Source organism: Nitrosomonas communis (assembly GCF_024102715.1).
GTDB classification, from domain to species: Bacteria; Pseudomonadota; Gammaproteobacteria; order Burkholderiales; family Nitrosomonadaceae; genus Nitrosomonas; species Nitrosomonas communis_B.
On record NZ_JAGFJM010000078.1, the window covers coordinates 26,705 to 51,718 of the forward strand.

Genomic DNA, 25,014 nt, shown 5'->3' on the forward strand with positions numbered 1-25,014 from the left:
TGTGGTTTGATTAACAAGCAGAGTCTTGACCTCTCTGGATATGGAGACCACTCAATGAAAACTAGAGACAATCCGGATTAAGAATATCAACACCAGCTTGCGCAATTTGTGCATCCTGATAAGATCTTACGCCACTGACACCAATTGCGCCGACAAATTGATTTCCCAGGACAATAGGTAATCCCCCTTCAATAGGAAGTGCTCCAGGCAAACTTAAATAACGCACATGTCCTTGATTGACTTGCTCCTCCAGGATTTTAGTTGGTCGCCGAAAGGCGATGGCTGATCTAGCTTTTTGTATAGCCACCTCGATGCTGCCATATTGCGTATTATCCAGCCGCATCAAATAAAGTAAATGACCGCCTTCATCCACAATAGCGATCACTACTGGCCAATTATTGCGCTTGGCTTCTGCTTCTGCAGCCGCAGCAATTTCCTTGGCATCATCGAGTGTCAGAAAAAGTTTGCTATTTGCCATAACTGTTCCTCAAATATAGTCCTAAATCCCTGCTCCACCCTCGAACGTTTCATGCCGCATCTGCGCTTGGGTAATATGGCTGCCGGGTGGCACGCTTCGAGTCAACCAAACATTTCCGCCTATTGTTGAACCGCGTCCGATCGTGATACGCCCCAGTATGGTTGCGCCTGCATAAACCACCACATCGTCCTCCACGATGGGATGACGCGGTATCCCTTTCACCAAAGCTCCATGCTCATCTACCTGGAACCGTTTTGCACCTAAAGTGACTGCTTGATATAGCCGCACATTGCGACCTATGATAGCCGTCTCTCCAATCACCACACCCGTGCCATGATCAATAAAAAAGCTGCCGCCAATCTGCGCACCTGGATGGATCTCTACACCGGTTAGCGAATGCGCTATTTCTGAAATCATCCGTGCGATGAGCGGCACTCCGAGCCGATGTAACTCATGCGCCAACCGGTAATAAATAATCGCCATGATGCCCGGATAACATACCAGCACCTCATCCACGCTGCGCGCAGCTGGATCACCTTCGTAAGCTGCAACAATGTCGCTTTCCAGCAAGCTGCGAATCGCAGGCAGACATTTGGCAAATGCTTGCGTGATCGTGATTGAACGCTCGCGATCTTCATCGCTCAGATGTTCCAAACCTGAGCTGAAGTGTAATTCATGCTGTATCTGCACTAACAGCGTGCGTAGAGTAGTATTCAGCATATGTCCGACATAATGATCAACCCCCTCATCCGCCAGATCGGCCGAACCCAGGCGATTTGGAAACATTGCCGCACTCAACCCCTCTGCAACGCCAACCAGAATTTTGCGCGAAGGGAGTTTGGGCGGCCTTCTGTGTCCCAGCCGATTTTCCAGAGAAGCAATTCGCTGGACGCGCAATTCTGCCACGATACGATCAATCTCCAGATTGGTGCTTCTTAACTGGAGATCACTGAATCTATTGACATTAGTCACCCTATATTCAACCCTTGTTCATTGAACACACCTTCAAAGAGAATACTGCTCAAATAACGCTCGCCAGAATCAGGCAAAATGACCACAATTGTTTTACCCCTGTTTTCCAAACGCCTGGCATGCCGGATCGCTGCTGCCACCGCAGCGCCAGAAGAAATACCGGAAAGTATTCCTTCTTCCCGCGCAAGGCGGCGCGCATATAAAACAGCCTCTTCGTTACTGATTTGTTCAACTTCATCCACCAGGGAAAGATCAAGGTTGACCGGTACAAAACCAGCGCCTATTCCTTGAATCTTGTGCGGTCCCGGCGTTAATGGCTGACCCGAACGCTGCTGAGTAATGACCGGGCTTGCGGCCGGTTCGACTGCAACAGACGTCATTGCCTTTCCTTTGACTTGTTTAATATAACGGGACACGCCTGTCATCGTGCCTCCCGTTCCGATGCCCGCCACAAAAATATCAATTGCGCCATCGGTATCTTGCCAGATCTCTGGACCTGTTGTTTGTTCATGTATCGCTGGATTGGCTGGATTGTTGAATTGTTGTAACAAAACATAACGCTCAGGATCTGCCGCCACGATTTCATTGGCTTTTGCAATCGCACCGCCCATACCACGCGGCCCCTCCGTCAGAACCAGTTTGGCACCGAAGGCAAGCAGCAATTTCCGCCGTTCGACACTCATGGTTTCCGGCATTGTTAAGGTCAGGGGAATACTTCGCGCAGCAGCAACAAATGCCAAGGCAATACCAGTATTACCACTCGTGGGTTCTACTAATTCCTTGCCAGCACCAAGTAACCCTTGACGCTCAGCTTCATCGACCATCGCAACGCCAATACGGCATTTGACCGAATATGCCGGATTACGTCCTTCAATTTTGGCCAGCACAGTCGCTGCCGCACCATCAGTAATACGATTAAGCCGGACTAGCGGTGTGTGTCCAATCGATTGTGAATTGTCTTGATACCAATTTGACATCAGTTATTCCTTTCCTTATCACCATCCTTACGTATCATCGCTGATCATCCGCAGGAATATCAAACATCCAACAATTATTTAGTGCTTTATTTTAACCGGCATTGCCTATTCGGCAGCACATTTATCCCATGCTGCAAATTTGTATGACATAAAAGCAGGCTCAAATAATATAATAAAACTTCCATTAATCTATTGTAATCTTGAATACACAAGGATGGCATGTTCACGGTATCCAGTGAAGGAATACAAGCAAGCACACAAACAAGCATAACCATATGTTACCAGAGGATAACGCCGATTGGCGTTTACATGGGAAGCACCCCTTAATTTACTTAACAAATCTGATCATTATCCCTTTCCCAGCGGCAGTCAAATTTTTGCAGTTAATCCGACATGAAACTGCACTTACCCAATTCGCCTGAGTTTTTCATGATACGAGTTATAGCGTTAACAGCAGCATACTTTATCGCTGGCAAGTTAGGACTAAGTATGCCCTACGTGAGTTCCAGTATTACTTTATTCTGGCCACCTACCGGAATAGCATTCGCAGCCGTCTTGATATGGGGACCTTCATGTTGGCCTGGCATTTTTCTCGGTGCGCTTTTAGTTAATTTAACTACAGGTGAACTAGCATTCCCGACTGCATCTGGCGTCGCACTAGGCAATACCTTTGCGCCAGTGCTCGGCGCGCTTATGCTGAAAAAAGCGATAGGATCTCAAAACATTTTCAAGTGCAGCCAAGATGTTGTCACTTTTATTTTCATCGCCGCCAGCTCGATGTTATTGAGCGCAACAGGCGGCACGTTATCGCTGTACGTAAGTGGCTTGCTATCAAGTGATATGGTATTAAACGCCTGGCTAGGCTGGTGGCTTGGAGACATCATCGGTGTAATGATTTTTTTGCCTATGCTGCTAGCCTGGATGAGCAACCAGGCAAATCGAGGATTTCGTCATATCCGACTCAGACTGGAATTTATCTTGGTCATAAGCAGCTGTATAGCCATGGCTTGGTTGGTATTCGGCGATGTGCTGGCGCTGGGCAATCTCAAGTTATCGCTCGCTTTCCTTATATTCCCCCCCTTGATCTGGGCGGGTTTACGTTTCAATGCAACAGGTGTTTCTATTGCTGCTCTGGCAATTACTTTGCTAGCTATCTGGGGAACTGCCCAGAACCTGGGCCCTTTTTCCCGAGATTACCTCCAGTTGGATCAGTTGATTTTATGTATGTTTGTAGCAACCGTTACGCTCATTTCGTACATGATGATTGGCATTCAGGTAAACCAGCACCAGGCAGAACAGAGCTTACGCGATAGCGAATCACGTCTCCGTATGGCTTTGACGGCATCTAATCAGGGCCTTTTTGATCTCAATGTGCAAACAGGCGTGGCAACTGTTAGTCCTGAATATGCCTGTATGCTGGGATATGATCCACAAACCTTTGAGGAAACTGTCGCTCGCTGGCGGGATCGTCTCCATCCGGACGATCGCGAATCGGTCTTTCAGATTTATAAAGATTACATCAGCGGATTACGCGAAGATTATCAAGCAGAATTTCGCCAGCTCACCCTGCAAGGCAATTGGAAATGGGTACTTTCTGTGGGCAAGGTCATCGAGTGGAATGAGCAAGGGCTTCCGCTACGCATGCTGGGAACACTTACCGACATCAGTGACCGGAAAGCTAAGGAGTTCGCTTTACGTCAAAGCGAAGATGCGCTTCGTCGCGCCCAAGCCCTAGCCAAGCTAGGCAGATGGCATTTGGATTTGAGAAATAATGCGTTTACCTGCTCCGAGGAAATGCTGCAAATCTTTGGTGTAAAAAATGGCACTTCTCTCAATTATGAAAGTTTTCTGGGCAGCGTTGTGCCGGAAGACAAGGAACAGGCCGATCGTGCCTGGCGCGCAGCCTTGCAGGGCGCACCTTACGATATCGAACACCGGATCAGTGTGCATGTGCAAATCAAATGGGTTAAAGAACAGGCCAAGATCACACTTGATAGCAATGACAAGGTGATCGAAGTGATCGGCACAGTCCAGGATATCAGTGAGCGTAAATTCGCAGAAGCAGTAGTTATTCATGCAAAGACTTTACTGCGAACAGTTATTGACGCCACACCAGACTGGATTTTCGTAAAAGATAAGCAGCATCGATTTGTATTGGTAAACCAAGCCTTTGCCAGCAGCCAGGGACTTAAACCTGCAGAGATGATCGGTAAACCGGATACTGATTTCTGGCCTGCACATCTATGTTATGGCAACCCAACTCAAGGCATCAGAGGATTTCATGCAGATGACGATGAGGCGTTCGCTGGCAAAAACGTACACAATCCTGCTGATCCTGCTACGCTAGCGGATGGTGAGCTGCGCTGGTTTGACACTTTGAAATTGCCGATGCGCAATGCCGATGGTAAGGTAACGGGTGTATTGGCATACGCTCGGGATATTACTGATCGCTTGAGTGTCGAGTCAAAATATCGAACACTGATCGAGCAAATTCCAGCGGTAACTTACATCGCCGACATTAATCCTGCCGCAAAAATCATCTACGTCAGCCCGCAAATTGAGTCTCAACTCGGCTTCAGCATGCAGGAGTGGCTCGATGATCCTCAACTGCGGCTAAATCAGATTCATGCGGATGATCGGGAACGTATTATCGCTAGCTGGTCTACCAGTCTTACGCGAGGTGAAGCCTATCATTTGGAATATCGCATCTTTAAAAAGGATGGCAGCATTGCCTGGGTTCGGGATGATGCCGTTTTGCTGAAAGATGCAGCTGAAAAGCCCATATTGCTTCAAGGAGTCATATTTGATATCTCGCGTCAGAGACAAACTGAAGAAAATCTAAATTCAGCCATCGAGGAACTACGCGTTTCCGAGAAGCATCAGCGTGAACTCCGCACCCTGGCGGAACGAGAGCAAAGCCTTATGAGCGCATTGCTATCCGCCATGAACATCGGCATTCTGTTTGAAGATAATGCTCAACGAGTCGAGTATTTAAATCCAGCGTTCCTCCGCATGTGGGGTATCCGTGACCAGGAAAACCTATTGAATCTGCCGACCAAAACTGTGTTTGAGCGATTTAGCAAACATTACTTACAATCCTCCCTAGCATCAAAGTTTGCGCCGAGTCCACTGGATACTCATGAAATCAGTGAGCATTCCGAGCTTGAGCTCACTGACGGCCGCATATTTACCCAGTTATCTTACCCAGTAAACGATACTGAAGGCCGAGCTATCGGGCGGTTGTGGATTTATGAAGATATCACCGGGGAACGGCAAACTGCTCAGCAACTCATCTACTTGGCTGAACGTGATCCCCTGACAGGTCTGTACAACCGGCACCGTTTCCAGGAAGAGTTGGATAATTTGATCGCAACCTCCTTATGCAATCAAAGCAAATTTGCGTTGCTCTATTTTGATCTGGATGATTTCAAATATATTAATGATACCTTTGGCCACCGCGCAGGAGATTCAGTATTGGTGCGCGCTGCCGGAGAAATCTCCAGTATTGTTCGTAAGATCGAAATATTCGCGCGCCTGGGAGGCGATGAGTTTGCTATTCTAAGTCTTGTTCAACCCGAAGATGATATTAGCGCACTGCCAACTCGGATTGTGGCAGCCATTTCATCTATTCCCTTGCATTTTCGCAACACAAATATTCGTCTCACCAGCAGTGTCGGTATAGCGATCTTTCCGGAACATGGTGAAACAGCAGAAAGTCTGATTGCCCATGCTGATGCTGCCATGTATCAGGCCAAAAACAAAGGCAAGAATACCTGGGCCATCTACGATCCTATGCGTGACACTTCTGAAGCCATGATGCATCGAATGGCCTGGCATAACCGCATAGCACATGCTCTTGAGCAAGATCTGTTTGAAATTCATTTTCAGGGAATATATGAAACCACCCAGAACACCCTGACCCACTTAGAATCACTTGTCAGGATGCGGGATGCGAATGAACCTGCTCATCTGATTATGCCGGGTCAATTCATACCCGTGGCAGAGAAGAGCGGGCAAATCGTCAGCATAGATCGATGGGTAATAAAGCGCATCATCGAGTTGCTCAGCCAGAATCTAGCTATGCCGCCAGTCGCCATTAATATTTCTGGCCGCACCTTTGATGATCCAGCAATTCCACACTATATCCGTAATCTGCTCAACGAATTTAATGTGGATCCGGCACGTCTCATCATAGAACTGACCGAAACCGCTGCAGTATCAGACATTCAGGATGCTCAACGTTTTATCGAAGCAACCCAGCAAACCGGTTGCCGTGTTTGCCTGGATGATTTTGGCAGCGGATTTTCCACCTTCGGCTATCTGAAATACCTAAGCGTGGAAATACTCAAAATAGATGGCTTATTTATCCGCGATCTCGCTAAGAACAAGGACAACCAAATTTTCGTCAAAGCCATGGTAGAAGTCGCACGCGGACTCGGAAAAACAACTATAGCAGAGTTTGTAGAAGACGCCGACACGCTGAGCATGGTAAAAAGCATGGGCATCGATCTTGCCCAGGGATATTTCTTTGGACATCCAGGCGCACAAATTCCCAGCAAATGACAAAAGTCACAATTTCATTATCGTGCAAACTTCCGCACCACTGCCATAAGCTCATCTATCACAGCCCCACCATTCCCGGACTGAATGGCGTCCTGCACACAACCATGCGCATGGTTCTCAAGTAACTGCATGGCTACAGCATCCAGTGCAGATTGCAAGGCGGCAACTTGGTTCAGGATATCGACGCAGTAACGATCTTCTACGATCATTTTAGCCACGCCACGTACTTGACCTTCAATGCGGCTAAGACGCTTTATGAGTGCATCTTTGTCTGTCTGTATCACGTGACCAGGTACGTGACATAACTCTTTTTTATTAGATGATGGCTTCAAAGCCTGCGTCCTCAATTGCTTGTCTAAACTGATCGACACAGGCGATAGCCGCATCGAACTGGATAGTCACCTGTGCATTCTCCAGTGAAACTTCTACGCTACCCACTCCCGAAATCTTTTCCACCACGTTTTTTACACTTCTGACACAACCCATGCAGGTCATGCCCTTGATGTTGATGATTGTTGTTTGCATTTAATGACTCCTAGTTATATTTTGTGTCAGCCCGAACATCCCCTTTTTTTCTCAAGCAGGCTGCCTAGTTTTTAAGCACCCCTGAAGAAATGCAATGAGACTATACATTCAAAAGAGGGCTCGCTCGCACTTTTTGATTCGACGGGTATTTCTGCTGGCAATGGCCAGGGCAATGTCACGTTTAAAACCATCAATGCCATACATAGTTTGGGCCATTTGTCTAGTTCCAATATTGCACGAATGGAAGTAGCAACTCCATGATAATTACTTATAATTCAGTTATCTAGACTGACTAAAGTTTAGTTTAGAGTTGCACCATCAAAAGAGAAAATAATCCAAGGTCAAGAAAGTAACAAAAATACTTGACAAAGCAACGAAAAAATCGCGGCCCCTAAGAAGGGGTTTGGAAATTGTGAGTCCTGGGTTAATGTAGCGTCTTTTTGCTATTAGCAAACAATATCATGAATCAACAAAAAAGCGGAAGAAACGTTATCCGAATAATCTGAGCGATGGAGCGTGGCGTTGTTTGAAACCACATCTGCCAATATCAGCCGTGGATAGTGGATTGTTTCAGTAGAACATTTAAAAAGAACAGCCGTTCAGCCTGAGTCTGTCGAAAACCAGTGTCAGCAGTTATTAGCGATTCAACAAACTCACCGCGAACAGGAAAGGTTTTGCTGGAACAATCCAGTAGGTCACGAGAGTTGAGTATGCGTCAGGTGGCAAATGCGATCTTGTATATTTTGCAAACAGATTGTCAATGGCGACAATTGCTTCGTGAATTCGTGAATTCCTGGTCTGGAGCTCGATTGACTACTATTTTTACCGCTGATCCCATAACGGGACATGGGAACGTCTTCACCATTTGTTGCGTTCTCCCTTGCGAGAAAAATGTGGGCGACACAAACAGCCGACGGCAGGCTGCCTGGATCCAAAGTGTCAAATGTACCGCGGTTCCTGGGTAATGTGATTTTGATGCGTAACACTGGACGAGTTACTATATAAGCACGTGAGTTCGGTATAAAAAATCACACCACGTCTGGAAGAGCCTGAGAAAATTTAATATTAAGGGAGGGTTTCTTCTCACGGAAGGTGTAAGCCGCTAACCCGGCTATCAAATTAACAAAGAAGTTAAATGGGCTGCGATGGTGAGAATATTCGATTTGCGAGATGTTTTTCAATTGATCATTGACAGTCTCAATAATCGAGCTTTTACGCAATAAGAGTTTGTGAAACAGTGGCAATAGTTTGTTTTTCATGTCCTTACGCACCTTGGTAACGAGCTGCACGCCTTGCTCCCAGGGTTGCTCGAAGAACGACTGGGAGATGTAACCCCGGTCGCCAAATAGTTTCCCAAACAAAGCGTGTGTCAACTCTGGTACCGGATCACGGTCATCGACATTGCCCGCCATGATTTTCACTTCCAGCAATTCCCCCCGGTCATTGATGACCAGGTACAACTTGAACCCATAAAACCAATCCACACTCGTCTTTCCCCGGTCAGCAAACTCTGCCGTTACTTTCTGCGACCAGATACGGCGTTGTGGCATATACTGATCTTGGTCGAATCAATGAAGCTGATCCCGCTGCAGCGGTCCAAAGCGGCTGACCAGAAAACAACACAAAGGCATTAGCGTGCCAGGCAGCCGCTCAACAAAGCGGTTGTAACTTACTAACCCAGAACAATAGGGCTGCTAATACCTCAATATTGGCTATTCCCTGTTTTGTTTGATTGCATGCAAAAAGACTTCTATGAATAGCAATATCCCTCACTTCAATTCTTTTGCAAAACTATAGATACTTTGAGTCATGCTGTAGAAATTCAGGACACAAAGGATAGTTAAATTTTTAATCTAGTAAAAAGAAAAACCGCCACAGATTTACCATATAAAACATTATTTGTGGCGGCAATTCATGTTTATGCTTGCTTTTAATCAAGATATCAATTCAAGAAAGCTCAACAACACAATAATAATTAAAACAAAATTATAGCCTTCTGATAATTTCATAAATTCTCTCCGTTAGAGTTTTCTTTGCACTTCAGATAACCATATAAATTATATGGTCTCTATGGGAGGGTATATTAAAGACAATATATTTAAGAAATAAGCCTAATAAAATGAATTATATTGTAGATTAATTGGAAACAAATAAATTGCATTTTATTTTTTATCTAGATTTTCTATTAGAAATCCAATTATTTGATTCTTAAGGATATTCTCATTGAGGCTCTAATGAAAAAACTTGCAAGAATTAATCAAGCTGCTTACCTGTCAAATGGATAAAGTATGCAAAAGAATGCTTACAATGAGGGACAGATACTACTTTTAGAAAATTGGGATCGCATTAAAAGTAAGTATTAAGTTCCCCTGACTTTCAATCCTAAATTCTATGAAGCTGAAACCGTTTTACGCTCGAGCACCACAAAATGGTATGCCAGCCCATTTCCGTCTTCCATAACATGTTTTTCACGCACGGTTTCATACCAGTCGTTGCGGTCGAATTCCGGAAAAAAAGCATCTCCCTCAAACTCTTGCTGTATCTCGGTAAGATAGAGACGATGGCAATACGCCAGCGTCTGCTGGTAGATCTCCGCTCCGCCAATAATAAATATTTCCTTTCCCTGATAAAGCAAACAGGTAGTCAGCGCTTCCTCAATCGAGCCGGTGACAGTCACGCCCGCAACCGCAAAATCGAGTTGTCTGCTGATAATGATGTTGATCCGTCCCGGCAATGGTCTGCCGATCGATTCATAGGTTTTCCGCCCCATGATGATGATCTGCCCCATGGTAAGCGCTTTGAAGCGTTTAAGATCAGCCGACAGATGCCAGGGAAGCACATTATTCCGGCCAATCACGCGATTACTGGCCATTGCCGCCAATATGGATAAACGGCTTGTCATACTGCCACTGACGCCTTGATGGCTGGATGAGGATCATAATTATCCAGCACAAAATCTTCATAATTAAAATCGAAAATATTTCTGACTGAGGGATTGAGTCTCATGGTCGGCAGCGCTCTTGGCTCACGTCCCAGTTGCTCCCGTGCCTGCGCAAGATGATTCAGGTAAAGATGCGCATCGCCAAACGAGTGCACAAAATCGCCTGGTTTCAAATCACAAACTTGCGCAATCATCAGTGTCAGCAACGCATACGAAGCAATATTGAACGGCACACCAAGAAAAATATCCGCGCTGCGTTGGTAAAGCTGACAAGAAAGCCTGTCATCGGCCACATAAAACTGAAACAACACATGGCAGGGCACCAGTCTCATTTTGTCCAGATCATGAACATTCCAGGCAGAAACAATCAGTCGTCTCGAATCAGGCATTTTTCTGATTTGCTTGATGACTTGCGAGATTTGGTCGATTGAATCCCCTTGCGGGCTTGACCAGGAGCGCCACTGATGGCCATAAATCGGACCCAGATCACCGTTTGCGTCAGCCCATTCATCCCAGATCGAGACGCCATTTTCGTTAAGGTAGGTGATATTGGTATCGCCACGCAGAAACCACAGTAATTCATGGATAATCGATCTGACATGACATTTCTTGGTCGTTACCAGGGGGAAGCCGTCTGCCAGCGCAAAGCGCATCTGATAGCCAAAAATAGACAGCGTGCCGGTACCGGTACGATCCGATTTTTGATGACCGTGCTCGAGTACATGCTGCATAAGTTGAAGATATTGATGCATGCGTAATGAATAAAAATAAGGCAGTAACAAAAAACCATGCTAAACATCGCTAGGATAGCAGATATAATAGCGCTAACTATACTGGTTGGAACCGCAATGCTCGCAACACTTTTACAAAATAATACATCCATCGACGAATCTGTTAAAGCCACCCATATTCTGGTGCTCCTTCCCAAGCTGGAAAAACTGCCCAGCAAGATTAATCTACCTGGTGAATATACGCTCAAGGCATTGCTGCTTCGGCGTGAAATACCGTTATGCCAGATTAGTGAGCTGCCGGTCTGCGCCAATTTGCAAAATGGCGCACTCTGTGCCTGGGCGATGGTGGATTTAAATAAATCTATCTTTGAGCAGCACACCTATGTCCGCAAGGCTTTGCATTTATTACTGGAAGAAGGGCCCGCCCAGATTCATCTGTCAGTTCATGGCAATGCACACCAGAAAGAGCTCCTGGCAAAATTAGCGGTATACGTCTCCTGGATTAATGGCGCAGTGTTGCCGGTACGCAAGCTTAAGTCTGACAGAAAACCGCTGGAGTCGATCATTCTGCATGGATACGAGGATCCGAATCATTTCTTAGCATTACATGCACAAGCGGAAGGCAATTTGCTTGCACGCGGACTGACCGGGTTACCGCCTAATGAGCTCACGCCAAAAACCTATCGCGAGCAAATCGAGAAACTCGCCATCAATGAAAACTGGAAATATGAAGAATATGATTTGCCGGCACTGCGAAAACTGGGTGCCGGTGCCTTTATTGCGGTAGCCCAGGGCAGTGACAGTGAAGATGCTGCCATCGTCCATTTACAGCGTAATAACGGGAAAAATACCACTAAAAAGGTTGCGCTGGTAGGGAAAGGCATTTGCTTTGATACCGGCGGGCACAATTTGAAACCTGCTCGTTTCATGCACGGCATGCATGAAGATATGAACGGCTCGGCTGTTGCGCTGGGCGTGTTATTGGCGGCAACCCGGGCTGATCTGCCTATCAATATTGATTGCTGGCTGGCCATTGCCCAAAACCATATCAGCCCGCGCGCTTATAAGCAAAACGATGTGATTACAGCGTTAAACGGCACCACCATAGAAATCATCCATACTGATGCAGAAGGCCGCTTGGTGCTTGCTGACACCTTGACCTTGGCAGGGAAGCAAAAACCTGACCTGATCATTGATTTTGCTACCTTGACAGGCAGTCTCATTACCGCCCTGGGGTCACGTTATAGCGGCATCTTCAGCAATCGCGAGCATCTGATCCAGAAAGCGCTCGCTGTTGGAAAGTCATGTGGTGAGCGTGTCTGTGCTTTCCCTATGGATGCTGACTACGAGACTGAGCTTGAAAGCAAAATTGCTGATATCAAGCAATGCCTGCTGGACAGCGACTTTGATCATATTCTTGCCGCGCGCTTCCTCAATCGGTTTGTCAATGACGTGCCTTGGCTGCACATGGATCTGTCCGCATGCAATCACAAAGGCGGTCTCGGTGCTGTTGGAACTGATATCACTGGCTTTGGCGTTGCCTGGGCTATCGCCTTTCTACAGAAATTTCTTACTAGCTGATTGATAATTAATTTTACCTCTAAGAATTTTCAGCTAGACGGATTTTATTGGAATTACCCATTCTAAGGGTGAGTTTCTGACCGATGGAGAGACGTTCGCTATTACCATTCCAGGATTTGATTTCTTTTATATCAATCCCATACCGCCTAGCGATATCGTGCAATGTATCACCCTTCTTGACGATATAGATAATCTGGTCATTCAATGGTAAGTAGGCATTAGACTTGGTGTTATTTTGTGCCAGATAATCATTCTCCCTGGTCCTGTTTTTGTTACGCGGCACCAATAAAGTCTGCCCTTTTCGCAACGTATCATTCTCAGAAATCCCATTGATTTCTGCAAGCTCGACCACATCGATTGTATATTTGCTCGACAAATCCTCGATCGTTTCAGCTTCTTTTACTCGATAAACCCGCCATGAAACAAGCGACTCATCGTAATTCTCAAGATTGGTTACGAAGGTTTTTACCTTATTGACCGGCAATAACAACGTACGTGACGAATTATCAATTCTGATAATGGGCCGATGGTAGGCTGGATTAAGTGCAGTAAATTCATTTTCTGGCACACCCGCAAGCTTGGCTGCTAGCTTCACATCGATATGTTGCGTGATTTCAACCTGTTCAAAGTAAGGTCGATTGGGCAGCGGCTTGAGCTTGACACCAAAATTTTCCGGATTGGCAATAATATTCCTGACAGCGATGAGTTTGGCAACATGATTTCTGGTTTCGCTGGGTAGCTGAAGATCCCGGAAGTCGACTCGGCCATTCTCACTATACTGCACATCCAGGGATTTTTTTAGCATACCTTCCCCGCAATTATACGCCGCTAGCGTCAATTTCCAATCACCAAACATTTTATACAGCTTTTGCAGATAGTCTAAGGCAGCCCGTGTCGCTGCGACCACATCGCGCCGCTCATCATACCACCAGTTCTGTTCCAGACCGAATGCTTTACCGGTAGAAGGGATAAGCTGCCAAAGACCAGAAGCATGTTTGTGAGAATAGGCCTCTGGATTAAAAGCGCTTTCTACAATAGGAATAAGCGCAATCTCAGTGGGCATACCGCGTCGCTCCACTTCTTCCACAATATGAAATAGATAACGCCTGCTTCGCTCAACGATATGATCGATATATTTTTGATGGCGAGTAAAATTATTTTCGTTATGGCGCACTTCCTGACTGTGCATATCTGCAAGAGTAAAACCGTTGCGTATGCGCGCCCATAAATCATCCAAACGCTTGTTTGAATTGGCAACACCCTTCTTTATGCCCGAGGAATAATTATTTTTATTTGCTAAAGTTTTTTCGGCTATTGCCGTAGTTGGTAAAAAGGCCAGTATCATACTGGCTATGAATAGTGATATCAGATTGGGTATGATTTCTTTTCTTAGCATGAGTGTGTTGCATCCTTAATTTTCAAAACGATCAATATCTCTGAAAATTCAGATTCGATCATGCCTGCATCACCGATGATGACTCACTCTCCGTCGCCTATCGGTTATCTAACGCACCGTTATACTTGCAGACAAGTGCTACATCATTGCTTCCGCACTTACTCCTAAATTGTTAATGAATTCCCTAATGCTATAGGGTGTTAAATTTCAAAAGAAGCAATCCAGCAAATAACAGTATTGTGCTGTCAACGTTAATCCCAGCTCAATACACCGCCGGTTTGGTATTCTATGACGCGTGTCTCAAAGAAATTCTTTTCTTTCTTCAGATCAATCATTTCCGACATCCAGGGAAAGGGATTGCTCGCATCAGCGAACAGAATATCGAGACCTATCTGCTGGCAGCGGCGATTGGCAATAAAGCGCAAATATTCCTTGAACATTGATGCATTCAAGCCTAATACACCACGCGGCATAGTGTCTTCCGCATATCGGTATTCAAGCTCCACTGCTTTTTGTATCAATGCACTAATTTCCTGACGGAATTCTTTTGTCCATAGCTTCGGGTTTTCCAGCTTGATCTGATTGATGACATCAATGCCAAAATTGCAATGCATGGATTCATCGCGCAAAATATACTGATACTGTTCGGCTGATCCCGTCATTTTGTTTTGACGTCCTAATGCCAGAACCTGGATAAACCCAACATAGAAGAACATGCCTTCCATGATGCAGGCAAACACAATCAAACTTTTCAGCAATTGCTGATCTGTTTCCAGTGTGCCTGTTTTAAATCCTGGATCGGTTAATGTATCTATGAATGGAATCAGGAATTCATCCTTATCACGAATTGATTCGATTTCATGATAGGCATTAAAAATTTCACCTTCATTCAGCCCGAGTGATTCGACGATGTATTGATAGGCATGAGTATGAATGGCTTCCTCAAAGGCCTGGCGCAAAAGATATTGCCGGCATTCAGGATTGGTGATATGGCGATAAGTACCCAGCACAATATTGTTTGCTGCCAATGAATCGGCTGTGACAAAAAAACCCAGGTTGCGCTTGACCAGACGGCGCTCGTCTTCGGTCAATCCATTCGGATCTTTCCACAGCGCAATATCGCGACTCATATTGATTTCCTGTGGCATCCAGTGATTGGCGCAGGCTGACAGATACTTCTCCCACGCCCATTTATATTTGAATGGAACCAATTGATTCACATCTGCCTTGCAATTGATAATACGCTTGTCTTCAACGGAGATGCGGCGGTAGGCATCCTCTGTTGAATTTTCACTCGATCTATCAAGATAATTACCAGCTGACGTATCGCTTGCTGCAGCAGAATACAAGGCCGGATCTGATGTGCCGCTCAATAGGCTTTTCTTGAGAATATTCTCCGGTTGCAGGGGTTCATCGTCAAATGTCAACATTATCGCTACTCCTTATTCTTATTAATTGCATTCATACACGATTATCATTGGCACGATTCACAGCCAGGATCATCAATTGCACAATATTTGATTTCTGCCGTCATCTGCTGCTGAGCGCTTGCTGCAGTCATGCCGCTACTCGCTGGTACCGCATTGAGCGCGCCGGTGTATACCGTCGATTTTTCTGCTGTCGTGGCGCCCATCGAGCGCAAATAGTAGGTTGTCTTGAGTCCCCGCAGCCAGGCAAGCTTATATATGTCATCCAGTTTTTTGCCAGAAACACCCGCCATATAGATATTGAGCGACTGCGCCTGATCGATCCATTTTTGCCGTCGGGCTGCCGCCTCAACCAGCCAGCGCGGATCCATTTCGAATGAAGTTGCATACATGTTGCGCATATCTACAGGAATGCGGTCTATTTTGCCGATCGCACCATCGTAATACTTGAGATCAGCAATCATTACCTCATCCCACAAATCGTGTTTTTTCAGTTCATTGACCAGCCAGTTATTGGCGATGGTGAACTCACCAGACAAATTGGATTTAACATAAAGATTCTGATAGGTGGGCTCGATGCTCGCTGAAACACCGACGATATTGGAGATGGTGGCAGTCGGCGCGATGGCCAGGCAATTGGAATTTCTCATGCCGTGCCTCTTGATACGCGCACGAAGCTTGTCCCACGGCAGTGTGACCGACGTATCCACCTCAACAAAATTGCCGCGCTCTTCGCGCAATAACTCCAGAGTATCCTGCGGCAAAATGCCGCGGTCCCACAAGCTGCCACGATAGGAAGCATAGCAGCCGCGTTCTTCCGCTAATTCTGTCGAGGACCAATAAGCATGGTAAGCAATCGCTTCCATTGAGCGATCTGCAAACTCTACCGCTTCTTCGGAAGAATAGGAAATGCCAAGCTTGTACAAACAATCCTGGAATCCCATGATACCCAGCCCAACCGGTCTGTGTCTAAGATTGGCATTGCGTGCTTTGGCGACGGCATAGAAATTGATATCGATTACATTATCAAGCATACGCATGGCCGTGCTGATCGTGCGCTTGAGCTTGTCCATATCCAGCTTGCCATCACTAATATGCGCCGGCAGATTGATCGACCCCAGGTTGCAGACAGCAATCTCCTGCTCGCTGGTATTTAAGGTGATTTCAGTACAAAGATTGGAACTATGCACCACTCCGACATGATTCTGGGGTGAGCGTATGTTGCAGGGATCCTTAAACGTAATCCATGGGTGTCCTGTCTCGAACAGCATGGTCAGCATTTTCCGCCACAATTGCTGCGCAGGAAGTCTTCTATGCAGAGCAATTCCACCCTCCGCCGCCTTTTTCTCGTAGCCGAGATAAGCTTGCTCAAATGCCTTGCCATACTTGTCATGCAGATCCGGTGCATCGGAGGGTGAAAACAGCGTCCAGTCTCCTCCTTCCATCACTCGCTTCATGAACAAGTCAGGCAGCCAGATGGCCGTATTCATATCATGCGTCCGGCGACGGTCATCGCCGGTATTTTTGCGCAGATCCACAAACTCCTCGATATCAAGATGCCAGCATTCCAGATAAGCGCATACCGCACCCTTACGCTTGCCACCTTGATTGACCGCCACTGCGGTATCTGACACAACCTTGAGAAAAGGAACCACGCCTTGTGACTTGCCATTGGTGCCTTTAATACGGGATCCCATCGCCCGCACTGGCGTCCAGTCATTACCCAGTCCGCCCGCAAACTTGGAAAGCAAGGCATTTTCCTTAATCGCATCAAAGATACTGTCCAGACTGTCCGGCACAGTAGTCAGATAACAGGAAGACAGCTGCGGACGGCAGGTACCCGAATTGAACAGCGTTGGCGTCGAGCTCATAAAATCAAATTTGGACAACACTTGATAGAACTCGATGGTACGCGTCTCACGATCGATTTCATTGAGCGCGAGTCCCATTGCTACCCGCATGAAAAAAGCTTGTGGCAGTTCGATGCGTTTTTCATTGATATGGAGAAAATAACGATCGTACAGCGTCTGCAAGCCAAGATAACCAAACTGCATGTCACGATCTGCGTCCAGCACCTCGGCCAAACGGCTCAAGTCAAATTGAGCCAGGCGCTCATCCAGCAGTCCCGCATCGATCCCCTGTTTGATAAAAGCAGGAAAATATTCAGCATAACGGGATTTCATTTCGTGTTGCGTGACATCCTCTCCCAGCACCTCAAAACGGATGGTATGCAACAATAGTCTTGCCGTAACGTAACTATATGCAGGGTCTTTCTCTATCAAGGAACGTGCCGAAAGAATGAGCGACTTTCTAACCTCTTCCACGGGCACGCCATCGTATAAATCTTTCAGCGTAGACTTAAGAATCGAGGCGCTATTCACTGCTTCGCCAAGATCGACACAAGCCGCCTCCACCAGCGCTGTCAGGCGCGTAATATCGAGCGGTATTCTATGACCATTTTCCACCACATGCAAAATAGGCGCCTGTTTCTCGGCAACCAGCTTTTCTTGTTGCCTTGCCCGTTCACGCGCACGCTCTTCACGGTACAACACATAAGATCGCGCCACATCGTGCTCACCAGAGCGCATCAACGCCAGCTCAACCTGATCCTGGATGTCCTCAATGTGAAATGTGCCACCCTCGGGCTGACGCCGGGTCAGCGCACCGACCACATCCTGGGTCAGGCGCGCCACCACCTCACGCACGCGCGCAGAGGCAGCACCTTGTCCGCCTTCCACTGCGATAAACGCCTTGGTCATCGCGACAGAAATCTTGCCTGGTTCAAAAGCGACCACCGATCCGTTGCGGCGGATCACTTTATATTGGGAATATTGCGAACCGGGTGTAGCAGAAAATTCAGAAAAACCACTCTGAAGGACAGGATTTAAGTTTGCGCTGTCGGCCGTGAGCTGCATAGTCGACCTCTCCTTATTTATTGGACGCCAGAATTCAAGTAAATCAATGCAGTCATACTACCTGTAGTAGTAGACTATCGTTTTAGGTTTGCCTATTGTACTAGCTTTTGAAAAAACGAAATACATTTCTGTATTGAAAAACGCTCTTTTTTCATTAACTAGCTGATAAAAAAACAATAATCAGAAAAGGAGATTTAGGTATCACTGCCTCCGTTTTTCTCCGATTTTAAGACGAATCATGTTATGAGAAACTACGCGTGATTTATTATTAAGTGACTTATTATTCATTATCACGAGCCTTCTCCATGGACCAAAACCAATGGCAGCTGCTTGCCACCAAGCGCTTTCTGCCTTTTTTTCTCACTCAGTTCCTAGGCGCATTGAACGACAATGTTTTCAAAAATGCGCTGGTCATACTGATTACCTATGCGACGATAGATAGCGCTGGTTTCAGCTCACAAATTATGGTAACGCTGGCGGCTGCCATCTTCATCCTGCCTTTTTTCCTTTTTTCTGCCACTGCAGGCCAGCTTGCCGATAAATGGAACAAAGCAAAGCTGATCAGCATCGTCAAATCCATAGAAATCCTGTTGATGGGCAGTGCGGCAGTGGGCTTCTTGCTAGGAAATACCATTTTTCTGCTGTGTATTCTTTTTTTAATGGGAACCCAGTCAGCATTTTTTGGACCACTCAAATATGGCATTCTGCCAGATCACCTGCAGGATCATGAGTTGATCAGCGGCAATGCCCTGATTGAAGCTGGCACATTTTTATCCATCTTGCTTGGCACCATACTGGGGGGACTACTGATTCTGGCCGAGAATGGTATTGCCATTATTTCAGTCTTGGTCATTATCGCTGCAGTCAGCGGCTGGCTAGCCAGTCTGTTTATACCATCAACCAAGCCGGCATCACCCGAGATTAAGATCGGCTACAATTTATTGAACGAAACAGGCACTATCCTTCAGTACATTCGTCAGGACACCATAATATTCCGCTCAATCCTGGGAATCTCATGGTTCTGGCTGTTTGGTGCAGCCTTTTTATCTCAATTTCCCCTTTTTGCAAAAGAAATCCTGAGAGGCGATGAGCAAGTTGTCACCTTATTTCTAGTCGTTTTTTCTATTGGCATTGGCATTGGCTCATTGTTGTGCAACAAACTCCTGAAAAGCGAAATTGCGGCAACCTATACGCCGCTCGGTATCCTGGGCATGACTCTCTTTACCGTTGATTTGTTTTTTGCCAGCAGCAATATCCTGCCTCTGCAAGGAGAGGAACTGATCGGCGCAATTGCCTTTCTCGATTCGTTCGCACACTGGCGTATCTTGCTGGATCTACTGGCCATTTCCATTTGTGGTGGCATCTATGTTGTGCCGCTATATGCCCTTGTTCAGCATTGCTCGGAAGCACCCCACCGGGCACGCGTCATAGCTGGCAATAACATCATCAACGCATTATTCATGGTGATCGCAGCGCTGGGCATCAGCTTGATGCTGGCCAGTGATTTCACCGTGACGGAAGTTTTTCTTGCTATCGCTATTCTGAATGGCCTGGTGGCAGTCTACATCGCCAGCCTATTACCGCAAGCGCTGGTCAAATCGATTCTGCAAGGGATTTTTCATATTTTCTACCGGCTGGAAATCAAAGGTCTGGAAAATTACCAGAAAGCAGGAGAAAAAACACTGATCATAGCCAATCACTTGTCATTCCTGGATGCCATCCTACTAAGCATCAGCATTCCCGCGCCGCTGTGTTTTGCCATCAATATGCACATCGCACGACGATGGTGGATCAGGCCGTTTCTATTTCTGGCTGACACTGTCACAATCGACCCTGCCAAGCCGATGTCTACCCGGTTATTGATTGAGAAGGTAAGAAGCGGCCAGAAAGTCGTCATTTTTCCAGAGGGTAGACTGACACAAACCGGCTCCCTGATGAAAGTTTATGAGGGCCCTGCCATCATTGCCGACAAATCTAATGCCCTGCTTCTACCAATCAGTATCTCAGGCGCTCAATACACCCCTTTCTCCAGACTGAAAGGCAGAATCCGGCTTCGCTGGTTCCCTAAAATCTCCCTTACCTGCATGCCGCCTGAATCATTTGATCTTCCGCCGCAAATCCAGGGAAAGCGACGCAGACGTCTTGCCAGCATCAAGCTTTACGACATCATGACCACCATGATGTTTCAAAGTAATGAACTCAAGCAAACCTTATTTCAATCCCTGCTGGATGCAACAGCCATTCATGGCAGAAAACATATCATCGCTGAAGATATTGAACGCATGACATTGAGCTACATGCAACTGATCACTCGCAGTTTTATTCTGGGAAACAGTTTGCGCAGACTTACCCAGCCAGGAGAAAACGTAGGGGTGTTATTGCCTAATATGAGCAGCACGTTGATTTGTTTTTTCGCATTACAAGCCTTTGGCCGCATCCCCGCCATGTTAAATTTCTCCGTCAGTAAAAAGAATCTGGTGGGCGCCTGTCAACTTGCACAAATCAAATCAGTTATCACTTCCAAACGCTTCATTGAAACGGCAAAGCTCACTGACATGATCGATGAATTGCGAAAGCAGCATGTCACAATATGTTATCTGGAAGATATCCGCCAACACCTGCATTGGTGGAACAAGCTGACAGGATACTTAGCCGGTTGGGTTCCGCACCTTTATTATCGTCTTACCAGTCCCTCCCAGAATGCGGCTGCAACTGCGGTGGTCTTATTTACCTCTGGCTCTGAAGGGGCACCCAAAGGGGTGGTACTCAGTCACATCAATTTACAGGCCAACCGTTTTCAGGTATCCGCTGTGATTGATTTTGGCCCGACAGATATCGTGTTCAATGCATTACCTATTTTTCATTCATTTGGTCTGACAGGCGGCACGCTGTTACCGATATTATCCGGCATAAAAACGTTTCTGTACCCTTCGCCCCTGCATTATCGGGCGATCCCTGAACTGGTGTATGACACCAATGCCACCCTCCTCTTTGGCACCGATACCTTCCTGGCGGGTTATGCCCGATATGCTAACCCTTATGATTTTTATAGCCTCCGCTATGTCTTCGCGGGAGCAGAAAAGTTAAAGGAAAGCACGCGCAGAACATGGTCAGAAAATTTTGGCGTGCGCATTTTCGAAGGCTATGGTGCTACTGAAACAGCACCCATCCTGAGCATCAATACTCCTATGCATAATCGGGCCGGATCAGTAGGCCGACTGCTGCCAGGCATTCACTACCAACTGGAAAAAATACCGGCTATTAAAAATGGCGGCAAGTTACTGGTCTGCGCCCCTAATGTCATGAAAGGCTATTACCTGATCGACTCACCTGGACAGGTTATACCACCAGCAGACGGCTGGTATGACACGGGCGACATCGTCGAAATCGACGGGGAAGGTTATCTCTTTATCAAAGGACGTGCCAAACGCTTCGCCAAGATCGGTGGTGAAATGGTTTCCTTGACTGCAGTAGAAGAATACGTCAGCAAGCTATGGCCAGATTACGCCCACGCCGTGGTGCAGATTCCCGATGCCAAAAAAGGAGAGCAACTGGTTCTAATTACCACCAACCCTGCTGCCAATCGAAATGATCTGATTAATTACGCCCAGGAACAGGGTATGGGAGAGCTGAATATCCCCAGAACCATTCTAGTCATCGATGAAATACCTGTTCTGGGCACTGGAAAAACAGATTATGTTACCCTCCACGATTGGGTTCTGAAGCAGAAAACCAATCTTTGAGCAATGGGTTTCGGAATTGATCTTTCTGGAGACGATTCTCATCGGCCATATTTTTTCCGATTGCGGCGGCGACGGTTATGCGCACGCCTGGCTTCTTCTTCAGTCAGTGGCGCAGGTTTTTTATTAGCGTAAGGATTGTAGCCTGTCCTGAACTCTACGCGTAACGGTGTCCCTTCCAGTCGGAAGGTTTCACGAAACATGTTTTCCAGATAACGGCGGTAAGTTTCTGGCACATGATTCAGCATGCTGCCATGAACGATGATCAAGGGAGGATTGCATCCTCCCTGGTGAGCATAGCGCAATTTGGGACGAGACATGCCTCCCCGCGGAGGAGATTGCTTTGCCACCGCCGCCAGCAAAGCACGTGTCAGCTTGGGTGTGGGCAGGTCGGCCATTGCCGCGGCATAAGCGGCGTTAATCGAAGGAAACAATCCTCTTATGCCGCTTCCATGCAGCGCAGAAATATAGTGATACTTAGCAAAATCAAGAAACGAAAACCTTCGTGCGATCTCGCGTTTGATAGCATCCCTCTGATAATCATCTAGCCCATCCCATTTGTTGATCGCAATAACCAAGGCTCTGCCTGTTTCCAGAATAAAGCCGGCGATATGCGTATCCTGATCGGAAATATCATTTCTTGCATCGAGTACCAGAACCACCACATTTGCATCCTCGATTGCTTGCAGTGTTTTGATGACCGAGAACTTCTCTATCGTTTCAAATACTTTGCCGCGACGGCGTAAACCTGCAGTATCGATCAAAGTGTAATGCTGCTGATGGTACTCAAAATCAATATAAATACTGTCTCTGGTCGTACCCGGCTGATCAAAAGCAATTACCCGTTCTTCACCCAGCAGGGTATTGATCAGTGTTGACTTTCCTACATTAGGTCGCCCAACGATAGCGATTTTGGGATATTTTTCTGCTCTCGCTTCAATTTCTTCTGACTCAGTGAGAAAACCAGCTAAAGCAAGCTCGACCAGTTCACCCACATGATCCCCATGTATCGCTGAAATAGCACAGGGCTCACCCAGACCTAGTTCATAAAATTCCGAGGTGACGATAGCTGTTCTCATTCCTTCAGTTTTATTCACTACCAGCAGAATTTTGCGACCCGTTTGCCGCAGATGCTCAGCAATAATTTTGTCATGCGGCGTTAATCCTTGCCGACCATCGACCACAAACAAAACGACATCCGCCTCATCCACTGCCTGTAATGTCTGCCTCGCCATCGCATGCAGCACGCCCGATTTCACCACCGGTTCAAAACCACCTGTATCTACCACGATATAAGACTTATCACCGATCCGGCCATGCCCATAATGCCGGTCGCGCGTCAACCCTGGGATATCTGCCACAATCGCATCACGCGTGCGCGTAAGACGATTAAACAGTGTTGACTTACCGACGTTGGGACGCCCAACCAGCACAAGCGTAGGTTTCATGATGACAGGATTATAATGGCTGAAGAATGCATGCTTTCATCCATGACTGGAAGGAAGCACGTTTGAAATTTACCGTGAAAAGTGTATTAAAAACAATCGCTACTGCGCAGCAAAAGCATAGATTGCGCCATTAGCGGTTTGTACCACAAAACCCTCAGGAATATATTCCGGGCGGCTCAGAATCGCGCTGCCATCCGTGGCAGCTCGTGCGACTAGACTACCATCGTGACGCTTGAGCAAAGAGACATGACCTTCTGAATCAGCTACTGCCAAAAGTGCACCAGGAATAACCAATGGCGCAGATAATTTGCGGCTCCCCAGTTTAGTCTGCTTCCACATCATAGTCCCACTTCTTTTATCATAAGCCACGATTGCGCCGCGATCTTCACTGACATAGACATTATTGCTATCCATGGCAAGGCCAACATTGCTGGAAGCATCTCTCGCCCAAATCTGATTACCGTCAGTGACATCATGACAGGCGATACGCCCATTATAGGCGACAGCACAAACCTGTTGATCATCAATAACGGGTTGACCAGCGATATCCGTCATCCGTTCCAGCTCGGTTACTCCGCGTGGTTGCGACACTGTCGCCTCCCAGCCTACATTACCATTCAGTAAATTCATGGCTACCAGTTTGCCACCGGCTAATCCAGCAAATACAGCCCCTCGGGAAATTAACACGCTGGCAAAATTTCTCATCGTCAAGGCTGGCGTAGGCCCTTGATAAATCCATTTGCGCTTACCATCAGCAGCGTCTAAACCAAAGATTCTGCCATCCCCACTCCGCACGATGACAACGCCATCATCGACCTGGGGCGAGCTTAATACTTCGCTGGTCACACGCGCTTTCCACAACTCATTACCCATTTCGTCAAATGCGAGCACCTCACCCTTAAATGTTCCGAGCAGGATCATGCCATGACCAGCACCTACCCCCCCTGATAACTTATGCTCGGTCTCTACCTGCCACATCTCTTTTCCATTAACAGGATCAAGGCGAGTCAGCCGTCCTTTTGCATCAGCAGCATAGATCGCTCCATTTTCATAAACGGGGGAAAATACGGCAATTTTGCTCTTACTCATGGCAAGTTGCCATAATAGCGGTATCTCAGGTGCTGCTTTTAATGCAGCAATTTCTTCTTGATCAACTTCAACTTCCTCTTCATTACTCAGCAGATCAACAAGATTACTTATTCCCAGATCACCAACACTTGCGCATCCAGTCAAGCAGACCAACCCTGCCAACAATACGCAGCATCGTAAAAAAGAACCGCTCACTCTAAGCAACACAAGATACTCCAAACACAAATTGAT

17 protein-coding genes are annotated in these 25,014 nt (G+C 46.7%); 4 read left to right on the forward strand and 13 right to left on the reverse strand.

The genetic code is table 11. The features are described from left to right. Positions 1–61 precede the first annotated feature (61 nt). From J5I83_RS07295 to cysK, 3 genes are read right to left on the reverse strand one after another with little or no spacing between them, the layout of a single operon-like run. Positions 62–478 (reverse strand): heme-binding protein, encoded by a 417-nt coding sequence (locus J5I83_RS07295; RefSeq protein ID WP_304054545.1) that lies wholly within the window; start codon positions 476–478, stop codon positions 62–64. A gap of 21 nt (positions 479–499) precedes the next feature. Then, on the reverse strand, positions 500–1,450 hold the full coding sequence (epsC, locus tag J5I83_RS07300) for a serine O-acetyltransferase EpsC (protein ID WP_304054547.1): 951 nt from the start codon (positions 1,448–1,450) through the stop codon (positions 500–502). Beyond that, positions 1,447–2,427 (reverse strand): cysteine synthase A, encoded by a 981-nt coding sequence (gene cysK, locus J5I83_RS07305; protein WP_304054549.1) that lies wholly within the window; start codon positions 2,425–2,427, stop codon positions 1,447–1,449. The genes epsC and cysK overlap by 4 nt, the downstream gene beginning before the upstream one ends. Before the next feature lie 393 nt (positions 2,428–2,820). Here cysK and J5I83_RS07310 point away from each other — a divergent pair, with 393 nt between their 5' ends. Further along, positions 2,821–6,990, forward strand: a complete 4,170-nt coding sequence (locus J5I83_RS07310) for an EAL domain-containing protein (RefSeq protein WP_304054550.1) — start codon at positions 2,821–2,823, stop codon at positions 6,988–6,990. Between the two features lie 17 nt (positions 6,991–7,007). Here the strand turns inward: J5I83_RS07310 and J5I83_RS07315 are convergent, their stop codons facing one another. Both J5I83_RS07315 and J5I83_RS07320 read right to left on the reverse strand, forming a co-directional pair. Beyond that, on the reverse strand, positions 7,008–7,322 hold the full coding sequence (locus tag J5I83_RS07315; protein ID WP_304054552.1) for a metal-sensitive transcriptional regulator: 315 nt from the start codon (positions 7,320–7,322) through the stop codon (positions 7,008–7,010). Continuing rightward, on the reverse strand, positions 7,306–7,515 hold the full coding sequence (locus tag J5I83_RS07320; protein WP_304054554.1) for a heavy metal-associated domain-containing protein: 210 nt from the start codon (positions 7,513–7,515) through the stop codon (positions 7,306–7,308). Before J5I83_RS07320 ends, J5I83_RS07315 begins: the two co-directional genes overlap by 17 nt. Before the next feature lie 623 nt (positions 7,516–8,138). Here J5I83_RS07320 and J5I83_RS14530 point away from each other — a divergent pair. After that, positions 8,139–8,480 (forward strand): transposase, encoded by a 342-nt coding sequence (locus tag J5I83_RS14530; RefSeq protein WP_369683405.1) that lies wholly within the window; start codon positions 8,139–8,141, stop codon positions 8,478–8,480. Between the two features lie 63 nt (positions 8,481–8,543). On the opposite strand, the gene J5I83_RS07325 is transcribed toward J5I83_RS14530, so the two are convergent. From J5I83_RS07325 to J5I83_RS07335, 3 genes are all read right to left on the reverse strand, one after another. Further along, positions 8,544–9,065 carry an IS982 family transposase gene (locus J5I83_RS07325; protein WP_304054556.1) on the reverse strand — a complete coding sequence of 174 codons (522 nt, stop codon included), beginning with the start codon at positions 9,063–9,065 and terminating at the stop codon, positions 8,544–8,546. 839 nt (positions 9,066–9,904) lie between these two features. Next, a complete protein-coding gene (locus tag J5I83_RS07330; protein ID WP_304054557.1) occupies positions 9,905–10,417 on the reverse strand; it encodes a dihydrofolate reductase in 513 nt (170 codons plus the stop codon). Continuing rightward, a complete protein-coding gene (locus J5I83_RS07335; RefSeq protein ID WP_304054558.1) occupies positions 10,414–11,208 on the reverse strand; it encodes a thymidylate synthase in 795 nt (264 codons plus the stop codon). The genes J5I83_RS07330 and J5I83_RS07335 overlap by 4 nt, the downstream gene beginning before the upstream one ends. Positions 11,209–11,304: 96 nt before the next feature. Here J5I83_RS07335 and J5I83_RS07340 point away from each other — a divergent pair, with 96 nt between their 5' ends. Further along, positions 11,305–12,768, forward strand: a complete 1,464-nt coding sequence (locus tag J5I83_RS07340) for a leucyl aminopeptidase family protein (protein ID WP_304054559.1) — start codon at positions 11,305–11,307, stop codon at positions 12,766–12,768. A 19-nt stretch (positions 12,769–12,787) separates the two neighbouring features. Here J5I83_RS07340 and J5I83_RS07345 read toward each other — a convergent pair whose 3' ends face one another. The 3 genes from J5I83_RS07345 to J5I83_RS07355 all read right to left on the reverse strand — a co-directional run bounded on the left by J5I83_RS07345 (position 12,788) and on the right by J5I83_RS07355 (position 18,506). Next, positions 12,788–14,164: a transglycosylase SLT domain-containing protein gene (locus tag J5I83_RS07345; RefSeq protein ID WP_304054560.1), complete on the reverse strand. Its 1,377-nt coding sequence runs from the start codon at positions 14,162–14,164 to the stop codon at positions 12,788–12,790. 251 nt (positions 14,165–14,415) lie between these two features. After that, positions 14,416–15,594 carry a ribonucleotide-diphosphate reductase subunit beta gene (locus J5I83_RS07350; RefSeq protein ID WP_304054561.1) on the reverse strand — a complete coding sequence of 393 codons (1,179 nt, stop codon included), beginning with the start codon at positions 15,592–15,594 and terminating at the stop codon, positions 14,416–14,418. Positions 15,595–15,638: 44 nt separating this feature from the next. Further along, complete coding sequence (locus J5I83_RS07355) at positions 15,639–18,506, reverse strand: ribonucleoside-diphosphate reductase subunit alpha (protein WP_304054562.1); 2,868 nt, start codon at positions 18,504–18,506, stop codon at positions 15,639–15,641. 305 nt (positions 18,507–18,811) lie between these two features. Here J5I83_RS07355 and J5I83_RS07360 point away from each other — a divergent pair, with 305 nt between their 5' ends. Next, entirely contained in the window at positions 18,812–22,249 is a 3,438-nt protein-coding gene (locus J5I83_RS07360) for an acyl-[ACP]--phospholipid O-acyltransferase (protein WP_304054563.1), read from the forward strand. Between the two features lie 38 nt (positions 22,250–22,287). Here J5I83_RS07360 and der read toward each other — a convergent pair whose 3' ends face one another. Both der and bamB read right to left on the reverse strand, forming a co-directional pair. Then, positions 22,288–23,694 carry a ribosome biogenesis GTPase Der gene (gene der, locus J5I83_RS07365; RefSeq protein WP_304054565.1) on the reverse strand — a complete coding sequence of 469 codons (1,407 nt, stop codon included), beginning with the start codon at positions 23,692–23,694 and terminating at the stop codon, positions 22,288–22,290. Positions 23,695–23,793: 99 nt separating this feature from the next. Continuing rightward, positions 23,794–24,990, reverse strand: a complete 1,197-nt coding sequence (gene bamB / locus J5I83_RS07370) for an outer membrane protein assembly factor BamB (protein WP_304054566.1) — start codon at positions 24,988–24,990, stop codon at positions 23,794–23,796. Positions 24,991–25,014: the final 24 nt, after the last annotated feature.

Bases quoted from the DNA above. Each gene is read 5' to 3' on its own strand.
- J5I83_RS07295 (WP_304054545.1), bottom strand. From the start codon at position 478: ATGGCAAATAGCAAACTTTTTCTGACACTCGATGATGCCAAGGAAATT.
- cysK (WP_304054549.1), bottom strand. From the start codon at position 2,427: ATGTCAAATTGGTATCAAGACAATTCACAATCGATTGGACACACACCG.
- J5I83_RS07310 (WP_304054550.1), top strand. From the start codon at position 2,821: ATGAAACTGCACTTACCCAATTCGCCTGAGTTTTTCATGATACGAGTT.
- J5I83_RS07320 (WP_304054554.1), bottom strand. From the start codon at position 7,515: ATGCAAACAACAATCATCAACATCAAGGGCATGACCTGCATGGGTTGT.
- J5I83_RS07325 (WP_304054556.1), bottom strand. From the start codon at position 9,065: ATGCCACAACGCCGTATCTGGTCGCAGAAAGTAACGGCAGAGTTTGCT.
- J5I83_RS07330 (WP_304054557.1), bottom strand. From the start codon at position 10,417: ATGACAAGCCGTTTATCCATATTGGCGGCAATGGCCAGTAATCGCGTG.
- J5I83_RS07335 (WP_304054558.1), bottom strand. From the start codon at position 11,208: ATGCATCAATATCTTCAACTTATGCAGCATGTACTCGAGCACGGTCAT.
- J5I83_RS07340 (WP_304054559.1), top strand. From the start codon at position 11,305: ATGCTCGCAACACTTTTACAAAATAATACATCCATCGACGAATCTGTT.
- J5I83_RS07345 (WP_304054560.1), bottom strand. From the start codon at position 14,164: ATGCTAAGAAAAGAAATCATACCCAATCTGATATCACTATTCATAGCC.
- J5I83_RS07350 (WP_304054561.1), bottom strand. From the start codon at position 15,594: ATGTTGACATTTGACGATGAACCCCTGCAACCGGAGAATATTCTCAAG.
- J5I83_RS07355 (WP_304054562.1), bottom strand. From the start codon at position 18,506: ATGCAGCTCACGGCCGACAGCGCAAACTTAAATCCTGTCCTTCAGAGT.
- J5I83_RS07360 (WP_304054563.1), top strand. From the start codon at position 18,812: ATGGACCAAAACCAATGGCAGCTGCTTGCCACCAAGCGCTTTCTGCCT.
- der (WP_304054565.1), bottom strand. From the start codon at position 23,694: ATGAAACCTACGCTTGTGCTGGTTGGGCGTCCCAACGTCGGTAAGTCA.